This window comes from Mesorhizobium sp. B283B1A, assembly GCF_020165735.1.
Classification (GTDB): Bacteria; Pseudomonadota; Alphaproteobacteria; order Rhizobiales; family Rhizobiaceae; genus Mesorhizobium; species Mesorhizobium opportunistum.
Genome location: NZ_JAIUIQ010000028.1, coordinates 1 through 16,610, shown reverse-complemented (window position 1 = coordinate 16,610; position 16,610 = coordinate 1). Strand labels below are relative to the sequence as shown.

Annotated in this window: 19 protein-coding genes and 1 tRNA gene; 10 read left to right on the top strand and 10 right to left on the bottom strand. The window is 62.9% G+C overall.

Annotated elements, in window-relative coordinates:
* Positions 1-28: 28 nt before the first annotated feature.
* Positions 29-187 carry a hypothetical protein gene (locus tag LB577_RS22275; RefSeq protein WP_224688412.1) on the bottom strand — a complete coding sequence of 53 codons (159 nt, stop codon included), beginning with the start codon at positions 185-187 and terminating at the stop codon, positions 29-31.
* 93 nt (positions 188-280) lie between these two features.
* On the opposite strand from LB577_RS22275, the gene LB577_RS22270 reads away from it, so the two are divergent.
* A complete protein-coding gene (locus LB577_RS22270) occupies positions 281-1,195 on the top strand; it encodes a LysR substrate-binding domain-containing protein (protein ID WP_224688411.1) in 915 nt (304 codons plus the stop codon).
* Here LB577_RS22270 and LB577_RS22265 read toward each other — a convergent pair.
* Positions 1,192-1,638 carry an iron-sulfur cluster assembly scaffold protein gene (locus LB577_RS22265; protein WP_140573716.1) on the bottom strand — a complete coding sequence of 149 codons (447 nt, stop codon included), beginning with the start codon at positions 1,636-1,638 and terminating at the stop codon, positions 1,192-1,194. The genes LB577_RS22270 and LB577_RS22265 overlap by 4 nt on opposite strands.
* Before the next feature lie 241 nt (positions 1,639-1,879).
* Here LB577_RS22265 and folE point away from each other — a divergent pair, with 241 nt between their 5' ends.
* From folE to LB577_RS22245, 4 genes are all read left to right on the top strand, one after another.
* On the top strand, positions 1,880-2,515 hold the full coding sequence (gene folE, locus LB577_RS22260; RefSeq protein WP_013895157.1) for a GTP cyclohydrolase I FolE: 636 nt from the start codon (positions 1,880-1,882) through the stop codon (positions 2,513-2,515).
* A gap of 130 nt (positions 2,516-2,645) precedes the next feature.
* The gene (hisI, locus tag LB577_RS22255) at positions 2,646-3,104 is read left to right on the top strand and encodes a phosphoribosyl-AMP cyclohydrolase (RefSeq protein ID WP_041164852.1); all 459 of its coding nucleotides are present in this window, start codon (positions 2,646-2,648) and stop codon (positions 3,102-3,104) included.
* 81 nt (positions 3,105-3,185) lie between these two features.
* Positions 3,186-4,160 (top strand): patatin family protein, encoded by a 975-nt coding sequence (locus LB577_RS22250; protein ID WP_411969319.1) that lies wholly within the window; start codon positions 3,186-3,188, stop codon positions 4,158-4,160.
* 174 nt (positions 4,161-4,334) lie between these two features.
* Complete coding sequence (locus LB577_RS22245; protein WP_224688409.1) at positions 4,335-4,892, top strand: dihydrofolate reductase family protein; 558 nt, start codon at positions 4,335-4,337, stop codon at positions 4,890-4,892.
* 21 nt (positions 4,893-4,913) lie between these two features.
* Here the strand turns inward: LB577_RS22245 and recJ are convergent, their stop codons facing one another.
* From recJ to LB577_RS22205, 8 genes are all read right to left on the bottom strand, one after another.
* Positions 4,914-6,695: a single-stranded-DNA-specific exonuclease RecJ gene (gene recJ, locus LB577_RS22240; RefSeq protein WP_224688408.1), complete on the bottom strand. Its 1,782-nt coding sequence runs from the start codon at positions 6,693-6,695 to the stop codon at positions 4,914-4,916.
* A 95-nt stretch (positions 6,696-6,790) separates the two neighbouring features.
* Entirely contained in the window at positions 6,791-7,009 is a 219-nt protein-coding gene (locus tag LB577_RS22235) for a DUF6434 domain-containing protein (RefSeq protein ID WP_224688407.1), read from the bottom strand.
* A gap of 74 nt (positions 7,010-7,083) precedes the next feature.
* Complete coding sequence (gene glpX / locus LB577_RS22230) at positions 7,084-8,067, bottom strand: class II fructose-bisphosphatase (RefSeq protein WP_023763578.1); 984 nt, start codon at positions 8,065-8,067, stop codon at positions 7,084-7,086.
* Between the two features lie 203 nt (positions 8,068-8,270).
* On the bottom strand, positions 8,271-8,438 hold the full coding sequence (locus tag LB577_RS22225; protein ID WP_224688406.1) for a Thivi_2564 family membrane protein: 168 nt from the start codon (positions 8,436-8,438) through the stop codon (positions 8,271-8,273).
* 70 nt (positions 8,439-8,508) lie between these two features.
* Positions 8,509-8,865, bottom strand: coding sequence for a hypothetical protein (locus tag LB577_RS22220; protein WP_023763576.1), 357 nt, complete (start codon positions 8,863-8,865; stop codon positions 8,509-8,511).
* A gap of 111 nt (positions 8,866-8,976) precedes the next feature.
* Complete coding sequence (locus LB577_RS22215; RefSeq protein ID WP_023763575.1) at positions 8,977-10,290, bottom strand: homoserine dehydrogenase; 1,314 nt, start codon at positions 10,288-10,290, stop codon at positions 8,977-8,979.
* Between the two features lie 37 nt (positions 10,291-10,327).
* Positions 10,328-11,545, bottom strand: coding sequence for an LL-diaminopimelate aminotransferase (locus tag LB577_RS22210; protein ID WP_023763574.1), 1,218 nt, complete (start codon positions 11,543-11,545; stop codon positions 10,328-10,330).
* Positions 11,546-11,604: 59 nt separating this feature from the next.
* Positions 11,605-11,997 carry a hypothetical protein gene (locus LB577_RS22205; RefSeq protein ID WP_224688405.1) on the bottom strand — a complete coding sequence of 131 codons (393 nt, stop codon included), beginning with the start codon at positions 11,995-11,997 and terminating at the stop codon, positions 11,605-11,607.
* Positions 11,998-12,095: 98 nt separating this feature from the next.
* Here LB577_RS22205 and phaC point away from each other — a divergent pair, with 98 nt between their 5' ends.
* The 5 genes from phaC (at position 12,096) to LB577_RS33170 (ending at position 15,998) form a co-directional block, all read left to right on the top strand.
* A complete protein-coding gene (phaC, locus tag LB577_RS22200; RefSeq protein ID WP_224688402.1) occupies positions 12,096-13,931 on the top strand; it encodes a class I poly(R)-hydroxyalkanoic acid synthase in 1,836 nt (611 codons plus the stop codon).
* A gap of 216 nt (positions 13,932-14,147) precedes the next feature.
* Complete coding sequence (locus LB577_RS22195; protein WP_224688400.1) at positions 14,148-15,389, top strand: YcbK family protein; 1,242 nt, start codon at positions 14,148-14,150, stop codon at positions 15,387-15,389.
* 46 nt (positions 15,390-15,435) lie between these two features.
* On the top strand, positions 15,436-15,594 hold the full coding sequence (locus tag LB577_RS22190; protein WP_224688398.1) for a hypothetical protein: 159 nt from the start codon (positions 15,436-15,438) through the stop codon (positions 15,592-15,594).
* Positions 15,580-15,654: transfer RNA gene (locus LB577_RS22185), tRNA-Glu, on the top strand. The genes LB577_RS22190 and LB577_RS22185 overlap by 15 nt, the downstream gene beginning before the upstream one ends.
* A 218-nt stretch (positions 15,655-15,872) precedes the next feature.
* Positions 15,873-15,998 carry a hypothetical protein gene (locus LB577_RS33170; RefSeq protein ID WP_263496195.1) on the top strand — a complete coding sequence of 42 codons (126 nt, stop codon included), beginning with the start codon at positions 15,873-15,875 and terminating at the stop codon, positions 15,996-15,998.
* Positions 15,999-16,610 lie beyond the last annotated feature (612 nt).

Here is a 16,610-nt window from a genome sequence, read left to right as displayed (position 1 = left end):
GGGAGAACGCAATCCCACCGCCTTGCTGTCACGAACGGAAACGGCGACATGGCTGCCGGTCGGCCGCAGCTGTCCACCGGTCAAGGCTGGCCGGCTCTTCACATCGCTTTGCGTGCTGCCTCTCCTCGCGCCACTGAAACGTTGCGATCCGCATGACATCGCCGAAGATGCTCAGGAACTGGATCATGACCCGTGTCTCCTTCGACATGGATTAGACCGCCGCTGGCCTTCGCCTTCAAACGAGTATAATTTCCACTTCGGATAACTTGAGATTATACGAATGAAGCGCGGACGACTTCCCCTGACGGCACTGAGGAGTTTCGAGGCTGCCGGCCGTCTTTTGAGCTTCAGCCGCGCGGCCGAAGAACTTTTCGTTTCGCAGGCGGCGATCAGCCGACAGATCCGCGAGCTCGAAACCTTCCTGCACCAGCCCCTGTTCGAACGCCATCACCGCCGCGTCGAACTGACGGATGCAGGCCGGCGGCTGCTTTCCCAATTGGTCAGGAGTTTCGACGACATCGACAAATTGCTTTCGGAATTGGTCGCGATTCCGGCGCAGTCCGTGGTTCGTGTCAGCGTCGAGCCGTCGCTGGCATCGGTGTGGCTGGTCCCACGGCTCAACCGGTTTCGTCTGATGCGGCCCGATATCGACGTTTCCCTCGAAGTCGATCCCAGACTGATCGAATTCCGCAGCGGTCAGCCTGAACTCGCCCTTCGCTTCAGCGCCTACGCTTCCTCGTGGCCCCGCAGCCAGGCCGAGCGGCTTGCCTCGACGGTTGACTCCCCAGTCCTGTCGCCGGCTCTGCTTGCCTCAGGCCCTCCTCTTGAGAAGCCGATCGACCTTGCCAACTACACACTTTTGCATGAGGAAAATCGCCAGGGATGGACACGCTGGTTCGAGGCAGCCGGCGTGCCGCCCGATGCCGTACCCGCGCGAGGCCCCATGCTGGCGGACGCATCGCTTTCAAAGCAGGCCGCCTTGCTTGGACATGGCGTAGCGCTCGGCGATCTCTTGCAGATCGGTGGAGAAGTCGCATCCGGCGCACTGATCAAGCCATTCGACATCGACGTCGCGTCAGGCGCCTATTGGCTGGTGGCCAGAAGTCTGCGTGATCTCTCGGAGCCGGCCTTGGCCTTCGCCGACTGGGTTAGAAGCGAATTCGCCGAAAGCAGGCGCGCTTCCAGCGAGACCTAAGCCGCTTCTTCGGCGCGCTTCTTCTCGATCTGGCCGATGGCGTCGACCACGGCGTCGAAGGTCAGCATGGTCGAGGCATGGCGTGCCTTGTAGTCGCGCACCGGTTCCAGATACTTCAGGTCGGCAAAGCGCCCGTCGGGCGGCTCGCCATTTTCCTTCAACATCTTCAGCATGGTCTCGCGCACCGCGCGCAATTCCTCGGCATTCGCCCCGACGACATGCTGCGCCATGATCGAGGACGAGGCCTGGCCGAGCGCGCACGCCTTCACGTCATGGGCGAAGTCGGTGACCACGCCGTCTTGCATCTTGAGGTCGACGGTGACAGTCGACCCACACAGCTTGGAATGGGCTTTTGCGGTCGCGTCGGGGTGATCGAGCCGGCCGATGCGCGCGATATTTCCGGCAAAACCGAGAATTTTCGCATTGTAGACATCGTTGATCATTATTTTCCAATCCGTCGCCGCCAAGCGAACAGCGATTGCCGCTGCCGTGTCTTCCTTTCGCTCGCCATGACCTTATATAATGCTGGCAGATCGGTATCGACAAGGCTGCGCAAGCCAATGTCCTTGCCGGGAAGTTCACGCCGCTTACGGGGCTGGAAACGGGGCGAGTTTCCGACACCGAAAGGTCGTGGTCCGTTCAACTCGTTCCTCCTGTGAGAGGAACTACGGGAGACGCCTTTTTATGGATGCCGTCATCAAGAAACTCATGCCCCAGTCCGCCTACATGGAAAAGCCGGTCACCGACCGGCCGAGCGAAGCCGAAGTCGAAGCCGCCGTGCGCACATTGCTGCGCTGGACCGGCGACAATCCGGATCGCGAGGGACTGGTCGACACGCCCAAGCGCGTGGCCAAGGCCTATCGCGAAATGTTCGGCGGCTACGACATGTGCCCCGCGGAGGAACTCGGCCGCACCTTCGAGGAAGTCGCTGGCTATGATGATCTCGTCATCGTCAAGGATATCCAGTTCCATTCGCATTGCGAGCACCACATGGTGCCGATCATCGGCAAGGCGCATGTCGGCTATCTGCCGGACGGCAAGGTCGTCGGCCTGTCCAAGATCGCGCGCGTCGTCGATATCTTTGCCCATCGCCTGCAGACGCAGGAAGCCCTGACCGCGCAGATCGCCGGCGTCATCCAGGACGTGCTCAATCCTCGCGGCGTCGCCGTCATGATCGAGGCCGAGCACATGTGCATGGCCATGCGCGGCATCCGCAAGCAAGGCTCCACCACGCTGACCTCCACCTTCACCGGCGTCTTCAAGGACACGCCCGAGGAGCAGGTTCGTTTTGTCACCATGGTGCGCGGCGGCGGGATATAAGCCCCGTCACCGGCATCGCCCGACCATGATCCCCGAAAAGTGGAAACCGGTTTTCGCGGACAAACGAAAACGTTTGTCCAGAGATCATGGTCAAACAGGAAAATAACCCGGCCAGGAAAATACATCGGCGATGTCGGCACTGGAATTTCCAAAAGCTCCGTCAGACAAGAAGGCTCTCGAAGAAGGCGCGGTGTTTTCACCGCGCTTCGATGCCTCGGGCCTTGTGACCGTCGTCGTCACCGATGCCGCCGACGGCATGCTTTTGATGGTCGCGCACATGAACGCGCAAGCGCTGGCGCTGACGCTGGAAACGGGCATCGCCCACTACTGGTCGCGGTCGCGCAACGCACTTTGGAAAAAGGGCGAAACCTCGGGCAATCTCCAGCATGTCGTCGAGATGCTCACGGATTGTGACCAGGACGCCATATGGTTGCGCGTCAAAGTGTTGGGCCACGACGCAACCTGTCACACGGGCCGGCGTTCTTGCTTTTATCGGACGGTGGGGCTGGTCGATGGCAAGGGGACCCTTGCCGACGATGGCAGCAAGCCGCTGTTCGATGCGGAAGAGACGTATCGGAAGCCTCTGTGAACCATTCAATATTCACAAACCACCCATGTTCACTATTCTCAAACGTCCTTCCGCTACAAAGGACATGGGACAAGGGAGATCATGATGCTCGAGTGGGCGTCATTGCGTAACAGACCAGATGTCAGGGAGGCCAACGGCCTGTCCTCGCCCGGTGGCGCATCCGAAGCCAAATCTCCCAGGAAAACAGGCATTTCGCTCGCCCTTGGCGGTGGTTGCGCCAGAGGCTGGGCCCATATCGGCGTGCTGCGCGCGCTCGATGAGGCCGGCATCGAAGTGTCGATGATCGCCGGTACCTCGATCGGCGCGCTGGTCGGCGGCTGTTATCTCGCCGGCAAATTGGATGAGCTGGAAGAGTTCGCCCGCAGCCTTACGAGGCGGCGCATCTTCGGTCTGCTCGATCTCAATTTGCGCGGCAGCGGCCTGTTCGGCGGCATGAAACTCGATGCGCGCCTGCGCGAACATGTGGCGGGCGTTCGCTTCGAGGACCTGCCCAAGCCGTTCGTCGCCGTCACTTCCGAAATCCGCACTGGCCACGAAATCTGGCTGTCGAGCGGCTCGCTGATCACAGCCATGCGCGCTTCCTATGCACTGCCTGGCGTGTTCGAGCCGGTGAATTGCAATGGCCGCGTACTGGTCGACGGCGCGCTGGTCAATCCGGTCCCGGTGTCGGTCTGCCGCGCCTACGAGCAGCCGTTGGTCGTGGCGGTCAACCTTCACTACGACCTGTTCGGCCGTGCCGCCGTGATAAAACACAGCGCCGGCGAGCTGGTTGTCGAAAAGGACGCGCCGCGTCTCGGCCACTCGGACCCGGAGCACCAGTCGCATCAAAGCCGCCTCGGCATCACCGGCGTCATGGTCGAGGCTTTCAACATCATCCAGGACCGCATTTCGCGCGCCAGGCTCGCCGGCGATCCGCCCGACATGTCGCTGCAGCCCAAGCTTAGCCATATCGGCCTGACCGAGTTCCACCGCGCCGACGAGGCGATCCAGCTCGGCTACCAGGCGACCATGGCGCAGATCGGCGAACTGGCCCGGCTTCAGACGGTTCTGGCTTAGAATACGTCAATCGCTTGAAAGGCGCCGCTGCCATCTGCCGCTGCCATCTCTTGTCCAAGGAGATGCTTCGTTCGACCGGCTTTGCGTCAATTCCATTTTGCCTCCATGAGATAAACCGATTGCGAAACGCAATTGGTTATGCTCGTTTACAAGAGATGGAACGGGGGCACGCCGATGGCCAAAATCGTCTATTCCATGCTGACATCCTTGGATGGCTACATCGCCGGACCGGACGGGGACATCGCCCTGCCCGTTCCCGAGGCAGAGCTGCACCAGCATTTCAACGACATGATGCGACAGGCCTCGGTCGTCCTCGCGGGACGGCGGATGTATGAGATGATGCGCTTCTGGGACAGCCCTGACCGCGAGACCGACGACACCGAGGTCGAGCGGGATTTTGCCTGCGCGTGGCGAGAGACGCCAAAAATCGTATTCTCGACCACGCTCCGAGAAGTCGGACCGAACGCCCGGTTGGTGGACGGCGATGCGGAGACCACCGTAAGGTCTCTCAAGGCCGAGACGGATGGGCTCGTCATCCTCGGTGGCGCCGATCTTGCCGCCTCGCTGTCACGTGCCGGTCTCGTCGACGAATTCAGGCTCTACATGCATCCCGTCGTGCTTGGCGGCGGCAAGCCATACTTCCAGTCCGGCCAGTCGCTGACGCTGAGACCGCTTGGCACGGAAAGCCTGAGCCAGGGCGTGACGCTGCTGCGTTATGCGCCGGCCAGCTGAATTCGACGGCCTCGGGCGCGACTACGCCCGCGCAGCGTCGATAATGCGGAACTGCACCGTGCGGTTGCCGTTCCAGTGATTGCCCGACAGCGAGCCGGCGACGTGCACCGTCTTGCCCCGGTTCTTGAACAGGAATTCGCCCAGCACGGTGTCGACGGCGCGAAAGGCGATCGCCTGGATGCGGCCGCCGCTGTCGGACTGCAATTCGCAGCGGATGTGGTTGGTGCCGACCGGCCTGGCGTCGGCGAGCCGATGCCGCGGCAGCACGAAAACCGGCGCCACGTGGCCGGCGCCGAATGGCCCCGCCTTTTCCAGCGCATCGAGCAGGCCGAGCGTCGCGCCTTCGGCGGCAAGCGCGCCGTCGATCGCGAGGCTTTCCTCGTCCTGCAGCCGAAACACGTCGGCGGCCGCCCGCTCCTCGAAAAACGCCCTGAGCTCGCCGAGCCTGGCGCGCTCCACGGTGATGCCGGCCGCCATGCCATGGCCGCCGCCCTTGACGATCAGCCCGGCGGTGGCGGCTTCGCGCACAAGCCGGCCGAGGTCGAAGCCCGACACCGAACGACCCGAACCGGTACCGACGCCCACGGCATTGAAGGCGATGGCGAAAGCCGGCCGGCGCGCGTGATCCTTGAGCCGTGAGGCAAGCAGGCCGACAATGCCGGGGTGCCAGTTGTTGCTGGCGGTAACGACGATCGCCGGACCGCTGCCACCGGCAAGCTCGGCATCGGCCTCGACACGGGCCGCCGCCAGCATCTCCTGCTCCATCAGCTGCCGCTCCTGGTTGAGCCGGTCGAGTGTCTCGGCGATGGTGCGGGCCTCGACCGGATCGTCGGTCGCAAGCAGCCGGCTGCCGAGTGCCGCATCGCCGATGCGTCCGCCGGCATTGATGCGCGGACCGATCAGATAGGCGAGATGAAAGGTGCTGATTGGTTCGCCGATGCGCGAGACCCGCGCCAGTGCCGCCAGCCCCTCATTCTTCTGCTGGCGCGCAACCTGCAACCCCTTGACCACGAAAGCGCGGTTGACGCCGGTGAGCGGTACCACGTCGCACACGGTGGCAAGTGCCGCGAGATCGAGCAGCGAAAGCAGGTCCGGCGGCGGCGCGTCGGTCAGGCCGCGCAAGACCCTTGCAGTCTGCACCAGGGCAAGGAAGACGACACCGGCGGCGCACAGATGGCCCTGCCCGGAAAGGTCATCGTCGCGATTGGGATTGACGACGGCGATCGCCGCCGGCAAGGCGCCGCCAACCTGATGGTGATCGAGCACCACCACATCGGCGCCGGCCGCATTGGCCGCATCGACCGAGACCCCGCTGTTGGTGCCGCAATCGACGGTGACGATCAGCGTCGCGCCGCGCGAGACGAGTTCGCGCATGGCATCGGGATTGGGGCCATAGCCCTCGAAAATGCGATCCGGGATGTAGATTTCCGACGGCACCGAGAAATGCGTCAGGAACCGCTTCAGCAAGGCGGACGAGGCGGCGCCGTCGACATCGTAGTCACCGAAGATCGCAACCTTTTCCTTGGCCATCACCGCCGCCGCGATGCGGGCCGCTGCCCTGTCCATGTCGGTCAGCGATGCCGGATCCGGCAACAGGTCGCGGATTGTCGGGTCGAGAAACCGCTCGGTCTCATCGGCGGTAACGCCGCGCCCGGCCAGCACGCGCGCGACGATGTCGGGCACACCATGGCCTTGCGCGATGGCGAGCGCAATCATGTCCTGCCGTTCGGTCAGCCGGTGCTCCCAGGCGAGACCGGTGGCCGACTGCCTGACATCGAGGAAGAGGCGCCTTTCGCCCATCATGCGCTTTGCCGACTCATAGTTCGGTGCAGGATAGGCCGAAGGCCGGCAAAACCAAGCTTCACGCCGGCAGACGTCACGGGACAATTCAAGAAAAACTACGCTTTCCGCTTTTCAGCCTGGCGCCGGATCCATTCGTCGACGGCGTCCCCCATCGTCTTTCCCCGACCGTCCTTGAGCCAGGCCATGAAAGGCCAATCGAACCTGAACGCATCGCCGCATTCGCGGGTGAGAAAGCGACAAACATTCTGGGTGTTGCGATAGGATTTCGTAATGGCACGCGAAATCGGCTCCGCGTGTCGGTCGAACGCCTTCATCGTCAAATCCTTGCGGCCAGCTTCAGGCTGGCCCCTGAACGGCTAGCAACTGTGACGTGGCTTCGCAAGCTGGTCTAGAACTTATCCAGATCCTGGTGCCGGGCCTTGATCTCGCGCACGGTCCGGGACGACGAGCGCAGCACGATCGTATGGGTGGTGATGGTGGTGCGGCCGAACTTCACTCCCGCCAGCATGTTGCCGTCGGTGACGCCGGTGGCCGCGAACAGCACATCGCCGCGCGCCATGTCTTCAGCCCGATAGACGCGCTTCGGATCGGAAATGCCCATCTTGGCCGCGCGTGCGACCTTCTCCTGCGTGTCGAGGATCAGCCGGCCCTGCATCTGGCCGCCGGTGCAACGCAGCGCCGCGGCGGCTAGAACACCTTCCGGCGCACCCCCGATGCCGAGATAGATATCGATGCCGGTTTCTTCCGCGTCGGTGGTGTGAATGACGCCGGCAACGTCGCCGTCGCCAATCAGCCGGATCGCGGCTCCGGTGGCGCGCACGGCGTCGATCAGCTTGGCGTGGCGCGGCCGGTCGAGGATGCAGGCCGTTATGTCGGAGACAGCGACGCCCTTGGCTCTGGCGAGGCTGGCGATGTTGTCGGCCGGCGACGCATCGATGTCGATGACGCCTTCGGCATAACCCGGGCCGATGGCGATCTTGTCCATATAGACGTCGGGCGCGAACAAAAGGCTGCCCTTCTCGGCGATCGCGATGACGGCGAGCGCGTTCGGCAGGTTCTTGGCGCAGATCGTCGTGCCCTCGAGCGGATCGAGCGCGATATCGACCGCCGGACCTTTGCCGGTGCCGACCTCCTCGCCGATATAGAGCATCGGCGCCTCGTCCCGCTCGCCCTCGCCGATCACCACCGTGCCCTTGATTGCGAGCCGGTTGAGCTCCTGGCGCATGGCGTCCACGGCAACCTGGTCGGCCGCCTTCTCGTCGCCACGGCCGCGCAGCCTGGCGGCCGCAACGGCGGCCCGTTCGGTGACGCGCACCAGTTCCATGGTGAGTATCCGGTCAAGGCCGGCGACGATGTTCTGGGCCACGTTCATTCGGACAATCCTCGTTCGCATGCCACCTCCCGCCAGAGGCGAGCCTTATTTGTCAAACGAGCATGACAACGGCAAGACCTGCCGGAAGTTTTATCGAAAGACCAGCAGTATCAATCGATTAAACGGCATTTTTGAAACAAATGCCGGCCCGGTCGACAGGGACCAAGCCGGCATGAAACGGGAAATTCCCTGCCCTTCGCAGCCTAGAAAACCGCGAGATATTTGAGCAGCGAAACGATGCCTATGATGATGACGATGATTTGGGCGATCTGTCTCATCCTGGCGTCGAGCGGCAGGCGTTGCACCAAATAGAGGACGAGAATGATGACGAGGAACGTGATCAGGATGCCGATCAGCGCGGCCGAAGCCATGGTACCCTCCTTGAAATGATTTCCTGAAGCAGGGAAACGAGCCGGCAACGCCGGCTGAGTACCGGCGCCGTCAATACCAGCGGCGCGACGTGTCGTTCATCGACTGGCCGACGGCCAGGCCGGCGAGAAAGCCGAGCAGGCCGATCACGCCAACCACGGCGGTCGTCGTGCCGGGATTTTCGCGCGCGACTTCCGAAACCGACTGGGCCTGGCTGCGCAACTGCTGTGCCGTCCGTGATGCGCGGGATGCCGCCGTATCGTAGAAATCGGAAGCCTGCTCGCTGGCATCGTCGAGCATTTCGGCGCCGCGCGCCGAGATACTCTTGTTGATCTTGGTGATCTCCTTGCGCAGTTCGGCGATCTGCTTTTCCAGCGTCTTCTGGACATCGTCGATTTGAGGGCTATCGGATTTCGATGCTTCGGCCATTGCGGTTCCTTCGGTTTTGGGGACCTCAGGAGAACGACGCCGGCAAGGATTGGTTCCGGCAATCCCACCTCCGGCACCGACCGGTACCAAGCAAAGCGCGATCAGGCGGCGCTATCCAGCCCGCTCGATGCGGATGACCTGCGGCTTGTCGGTCAGGTGACCGTCCTTGGTAATGCCGTCGACGGCCTTGCGCACGGCCGCCTCTGTCGTCTCGTGGGTGACCAGGATCACCGTCTTCTGTGCCACCGCCTCGCCGCCGATCGCCTGCTGGACGATCGATTCCAGCGAAATGTCGTTGTCGGCCATGCGCTTGGCGATCGCGGCGAACACGCCGATGCGATCATGCACGGTCAGCCGGATGAAGTAGCCGCCGGCATGGCTGCGCATCTGCGCCTTCTTGTAGGGCCTCAACTCCTTCGCCGGCCGGCCGAAGACGGGTCCATGCTGGAAGCCCGGCCGGCTCTTGGCAATGTCGGCGATGTCGCCGATGACGGCCGAGGCGGTGGCATTGCCACCGGCGCCGGGGCCTGAAAGCAGCAGCTCGCCGAGGATGTCGGTCTCGATCGCCACCGCATTGGTGACGCCATGCACCTGCGCGATGACCGAAGCGGTCGGCACCATGGTCGGATGCACGCGCTGCTCGATGCCGCTTTCGGTCCGCTGGGCGACGCCGAGCAGCTTGATCCGGTAGCCGAGATCGCCGGCGGCGCGGATGTCGGCCTGGGTGATGTTGGAAATCCCTTCCATGTAGATGTCGTTGGCCGCGATCTTCGTGCCGAAGGCAAGGCTGGTCAGGATCGACAGCTTGTGAGCAGTGTCGTGGCCCTCGATGTCGAAGGTCGGGTCGGCTTCGGCATAGCCCAGCCGCTGCGCGTCCTTCAGGCAGGCGTCGAACGAGATGCCCTCGGCCTCCATGCGGGTCAGGATGTAGTTGCAGGTGCCGTTGAGGATGCCGAACACGCGGGTGACCGAATTGCCGGCCATCGCTTCGCGCATCGTCTTGATGACGGGAATGCCGCCGGCCACCGCAGCCTCGTAGTTGAGCAGCACGCCCTTCTTCTCGGCGATCTCGGCAAGTGCCACGCCATGCTTGGCGAGCAGCGCCTTGTTGGCGGTGACGACATGGCGGCCTGCTTCGAGTGCGGCCTTCACCGACGATCGCGCCGGGCCTTCGTCGCCGCCGATCAGTTCGACGAACACGTCGATCTCGGCCGTCTGCGCCATCTTGACCGGATCGTCGAACCAAGTTGCCGAACCGAGATCGACCCCGCGGTCGCGTTTCTGGTCGCGCGCCGAAACCGCTGACACGATGATGTCGCGCCCGCATTGCCGGGTCAGTTCCGCCGCCTTGTCGCGCAGCACGCGCGCCACGGACGCGCCCACCGTGCCAAGTCCGGCAATTCCAACACGCAATGCTTCAGCCATGGAAGGCGACGTCCCTCAAATCAGATCGGAATTGTATTTACCGGTGGGCGGAAAGCGGAACCACATTGTTGGGCTGCTTGGCACTGCTCGACAGGAAGCGCTTGATGTTGCGCGCCGCCTGCCGGATCCGGTGCTCGTTCTCGACCAGCGCGACACGCACGAAATCGTCGCCATGTTCGCCAAAGCCGACACCGGGCGCCACCGCCACGTCGGCGTGCTCGATCAGCAGCTTGGAGAATTCGAGCGAGCCGAGATGGCGGAACGGCTCCGGGATCGGTGCCCAGGCGAACATCGAGGCGGCCGGGGCCGGAATGGTCCAGCCGGCGCGCCCGAAGGCATCGACCATCACGTCGCGGCGCTTGTGGTAGATGTCGCGGACCTCGGCGATATCGGCGCCGTCGCCGTTGAGCGCGTGCGCCGCCGCCACTTGGATCGGCGTGAAGGCGCCGTAGTCGAGATAGGACTTCACCCGCGTCAGCGCCGAAATCAGCCGCTCGTTGCCGACGGCAAAGCCCATGCGCCAGCCGGGCATCGAGAAGGTCTTCGACATCGAGGTGAACTCGACGCAGATATCGATGGCACCGGGAACCTGCAGCACCGAAGGCGGCGGATTGCCGTCGAAATAAATCTCCGAATAGGCAAGGTCGGACAGGATGATGATGTCGTTCTTCTTCGCGAACGCCACCACGTCCTTGTAGAAATCGAGCGAAGCGACCAGCGCCGTCGGGTTCGACGGATAGTTGAGGATCAGCGCCAGCGGTTTCGGAATCGAGTGGCGGATGCCGCGCTCGACCGCCGGGATGAAGCCGTCGTCAGGCTCGACCTGCAGCGAGCGGATGACGCCGCCCGACATGATGAAGCCGAAGGCGTGGATCGGATAGGTCGGATTGGGACACAGGATCACGTCGCCGGGCGCGGTGATCGCCTGCGCCATGTTGGCGAAGCCTTCCTTCGAGCCGAGCGTGGCCACCACCTGCGTGTCAGGGTTGAGCTTCACGCCGAAGCGGCGCTGATAGTAGGCGGCCTGGGCGCGGCGCAGGCCCGGAATGCCGCGCGAGGAGGAATAACGATGCGTGCGCGGATCGCGCACCACCTCGCACAATTTGTCGACAATGGCCTTTGGCGTCGGCAGGTCCGGATTGCCCATGCCGAGGTCGATGATGTCGGCACCGCGCGAACGGGCGCTGGCCTTGAGCCGGTTGACCTGCTCGAAGACGTAGGGCGGAAGCCGGCGGACCTTGTGAAATTCTTCCATGGCAGTTCCAGACATCGAAGGGCCCCGGACATCCGAGGCGTTGGGCGCGCGCTATATACTCATTTGCAGGTAGGGTCGAGGGCGGGATCGCATTTGCCCTCGATCTGCTTCAACGTCTGGGGGCCGTGTTTCTTGGCCAGGTCCGACAGCGCCGCCTGATTGGAGACGTTGGCAGCGCCGACTTTGGCGCCCTGCGCATTCTCATCGGCCTTCAGTTCGGCAAGCTTGGCGTTCCTCTCCGCTTCCGTGAACTGTGGGGCCGCCACTTGCGGTTTGATGTTCAGGTTCGGAAAGGAGCCTGTATCCTTCGGGCCCGCATCCGTCGCCAACGGCACCGGTCCGCTGGTGTTGGTGCTCGAACACCCGGCAATGCCCAGCAGCACGATCGCCGCACCGATGCGGCAAAAGCGTCCGGCGTCAAAAAAAACAGTCTCGCCAATCTTAATCGTCATATTGTTTCCTTGGCAGCCGGGGTAGAGCGAGATTGGACCCTGCCGGATGTCCCATGTTAATATGTCAAGAAAACGCTTCGGGAGGAACCCCGCGAACCATGTCCAAAACACCCGATTCGGGCAAAGCGGAAGATGACGAGCCTTCGACCGTCGAGCAATATCTGGTGAAGGATCCGGAACGCTTCGCGTTGAATATGGCGCGCATGGTCGAGCAGGCCGGCAAGGCGGCTTCCGCCTGGGCCGAACCGCGCGAAAGGGGCGAAGTGCGCGACCACGTCGCCGAACCCGTCGTCGACATGGTCAAGACCTTCTCCAAGCTCAGCGAATACTGGCTTGCCGACCCGCAACGCGCGCTCGAAGCGCAGACGCGGCTGTTCGCCGGCTACATGACCGTTTGGGCGAACGCCATCCAGCGCGTCAGCCCCAGCGCCGAGGGCGCCGACGATGCCGTCAAGCCGGAGCGCGGCGACAAGCGTTTCCAGGATCCGGAATGGGGCCGCAACGCCTTCTTCGATTTTCTCAAGCAGGCCTATCTCGTCACCTCGCGCTGGGCGTCCGAACTGGTCGAGCACGCCGAAGGTCTGGACGAGCACACCCGCCATAAGGCCAGCTTCTACGTCAAGCAGGTATCCAACGCCATCTCGCCGTCGAATTTCATCCTGACCAACCCGGAACTGTTTCGCGAAACCGTTGCCTCGAACGGCGAGAACCTGGTGCGCGGCATGAAGATGCTGGCCGAGGACATCGCCGCCGGCAAGGGCGACCTGAAGCTGCGCCAGGCAGACTATTCGCCCTTCGAGATCGGCAGGAACATCGCCACCACGCCCGGCAAGGTGGTCGGCCGCAGCGATGTGGCCGAGATCATCCAGTATGATCCGGCGACCGAGACGGTGCTGAAACGACCGCTGCTGATCTGCCCGCCCTGGATCAACAAGTTCTACATTCTCGACCTCAACCCGCAGAAATCCTTCATTCGCTGGGCGATCGAGCAGGGCCACACCGTCTTCGTCATCTCCTGGATCAATCCGGACGAACGCCACGGCGCCAAGAGCTGGGAAGCCTATATCCGGGAAGGCCTGCAATACGGCCTCGACACGATCGAGAAGGCGACCGGCGAGCGCGACGTCAACGCGATCGGCTATTGCGTCGGCGGCACGCTGCTGGCTGCCGCCCTGGCGCTGATGGCCAAGGAAGGTGACGACCGCATCAAGTCGGCGACCTTCTTCACCACGCAGGTCGATTTCACCTTTGCCGGCGACCTGAAAGTGTTCGTCGACGAAGAACAGGTCGCGGCGGTGGAAAAGTCGATGAACGAAAAGGGCTATCTCGACGGCACCAAAATGGCGACCGCCTTCAACATGCTGCGCTCCGGCGACCTGATCTGGCCCTATGTCGTCAACAACTACATGCGCGGCAAGGATCCCCTGCCCTTCGACCTGCTCTACTGGAATGCCGATTCGACCCGCATGGCGGCCGCCAACCACTCTTTCTACCTGCGCAACTGCTATCTCGAGAACAACCTCTCGCGCGGCACGATGGAACTGGCGGGCCACACGGTCTCGCTCGGCGATGTAACCATTCCGATCTACAACCTCGCCTCGAGGGAAGACCACATCGCGCCGGCACTGTCCGTCTTCCTCGGCTCGAGATATTTCGGCGGCAAGGTCGAGTATGTGATGGCGGGCTCCGGCCATATCGCCGGTGTCGTCAATCCGCCCGCGTCCAATAAGTATCAGTACTGGACGGGCGGCCCGCCGACGGGCGATTTCAACCAGTGGATCGCCGCCGCCACCGACCATCCGGGCTCCTGGTGGCCGCATTGGCAAAGCTGGATAGAGGCCAAGGACAACACCCGCGTGCCTGCCCGCAAACCCGGCAAGCATATGAAAACCTTGGGCGATGCTCCCGGCACCTATGTGAAGGTGCGTGTGTAACGGACTGTAATGTGTGGTGAGTTGACGGCCCGGTAAAAGCGGGCGAAATGGTGTCGTCAACCTTCAAGCGGCCGTAATTCGGCGATCTCTGCAAAAATACCTCCAGGCTTGCGGATTTGACACAGGTCTCGTTTCCGGATCGGAGACAAAGGTCACCTCGACGCGGATATCTTGGTTCCGCGCCAAGGACATACCGACCGGACATCGAGGGGGAATTTGACTTTGAAATCAGCAGGATGGAGCCTCGCAAAGGGAGAACGCCGCGCCATTGTGGCAGCGCTCTGCTCGGTGCTCCTGGCCTCCTGCACATCGGCCGGCGACCAGACGATGTCGGTTGGAATGCCCGGCTACAATGCCTCCGCATCGGACATCAACACCTCCTCCGGCAAACCGGCCGCCGGCGCCGATTCGTCGTCTCAGATGGCGACCACGCAGACGACCGTGATGAGCGAAAGCGATACGGCGCTGCCGGAAAAGGTCGCCTACGTGCCGGTGGCCAAGCCCCAGGCCGCGTTTCCACTGACGATGCCGGCCGGCGTTGAAACCATCGCGGGACAAACACCGCAGGCCCTGCAGCAGCCCGCCCAGACGGCGCAACAGACCGATGCTGTCGCCCAGAAGATCGCCGCCGCCGATGCCGGCATGACGAAGCCGACCGCGGCACCGGCGATGAACAATCCCGTCTATGTGACCGCCGGGGAAATGCCGCAAGCCGAGGCGCCCAAGAAAAAAGGCTTCCTGGCCTCGATGTTCGGCGCCACGCCCGCTTCGGCGGCGCCTCCTCCGCTGATCAACACGCGATCGGGCGAGCAGCCGGCCGTACAGGCCAAGCCCGCGCCGGCGGCGGCAAAGCCGATCATCACGCTGGCCTCGGCCGATTCCACGGCAAAACCGATACAATTGGCTTCCACGGGGGATGAAGCCGGCCACATCACCGGCAGCGATGCCTTGCCCGGCGTGCGCCAGACCGCCCTGTTCGAGATCAAGCGAAAATCCGGCATCGACGACGAAAGCGACGTCGATCTCAACGAGGACGAAGGCTCGGGCGGCTCCTACCAAGTCGCGTCCGCCGCCGGCATGGCGCGGCTCGCGCCCAATGGCTTGCTGAAGCAGAACGAAAGCGTCGACGTCGCCTGCTTGAAGCCGTCGCTGGTGCGCGTGCTGAAGACGATCGAGGGCCACTACGGCCGCAGAATGATGGTGACCTCGGGCTATCGCGACCCGGCCCGCAACCGTCGCGCCAACGGCGCCAAGAATTCACTGCACATGTACTGCGCCGCCGCCGACATCCAGGTGCCCGGCGTCTCCAAATGGGAACTGGCGAGCTACATCAGGACGATGCCCGGCCGCGGCGGCGTCGGCACCTACTGCCACACCGAATCGGTCCACGTCGACGTCGGCCCCGAGCGCGACTGGAACTGGCGCTGCCGGCGCCGCAGCGGCGGTGACGACGGCTAGCGGCAAAGTCGTCACTCAGGCGAAGTTCTTTCGCGGAGACCTTGGCATGGCGGGCGGCCGGACAGATATCAACACCTTGCCGATGCTGATGAAATCGCCGATTTGGCGGGCTGGAAAAAAGTTGTCCAAGGCGGCACCTGACGGGTTGCCGGTTGCGCGCAACGCCAGTATAAGCCGCTTTCATCTGAGCGCGCCCATCGTCTAGCGGTCAGGACACCGCCCTTTCACGGCGGTAACAGGGGTTCGATTCCCCTTGGGCGTACCAGAGATCTCAATTACTTAGCGACATTGGCCCATCACCTGTCCAATTTTTGGCCAATAGAAATCTGGCGTGCACCGGAACACCGTCACCAGGATCGAGACCGAGGCCACGGCGCCAGGCCACTCAATGGCTGCGGTGCAAGCGGCTTTAGAAGCGGCCGACGTCGAGTTCATCCCTGAGAATGGCGGCGGCGGCGGGGTCAGGCTGCGGAAGACATCCCCATGATCGCCACCATGTTTCGCTGGGGCGTGATCCTGGGCATCATCGGCTTTGTCGGCGGGTTCGCGTCGGGCCAATCATTTTCACGCCTGATGCCAACCAGGGTCCGCTGCTTGGCATCTTCATAACCGGTCCGCTGGGCCTCATTGTCGGTCTGGTCGTGGGATTTGTGCTCTCACTTCGGCCGAGTCGCCGCTTCTGATTTCGGAAATCTTTGTGCACGTAATGATCAGATCGTAAGTGCGATAATGTGCGAGTGCAGCACCGAACTTCTCGCGCACACGTGCCATGATGTCATCCCGCTTGATCTACCGGCTTCAGTTTCGGCGATGGCATTGACCGCACAAGCAAGCAGGTAGGGCTAAGGTCCCTAGACGATGGCGCAAAGGTCTGACGCGCCAAGCAGGCTGGAACGATAGTGGAGCGGCAGGCTTTTCCGGAATGTCCGCAGGCTTCGCCCGGCGCACAGGGCAGATATAACGGGGTAACGCAATGCGGATGCTGGTCAGGCCTGCCAAACGGGAAGGAACTTCTCGAGCCATCTTCCATCGACCGCTGATTGATGGCGAGGTCAAATCTGGGCCGGGCGGCCCTGTGATATCAATCGATGCCGAGGGCATTTACTCGAATGATTCAAAATACCGGTACCTGATTGAATTTACGCTGGTGAACTTGAGGCACTTATCGGAAGCAGCGGCCCGGCACTTGGGGCGGGCGGGCCAGTAAGCACCGGGCTTAAC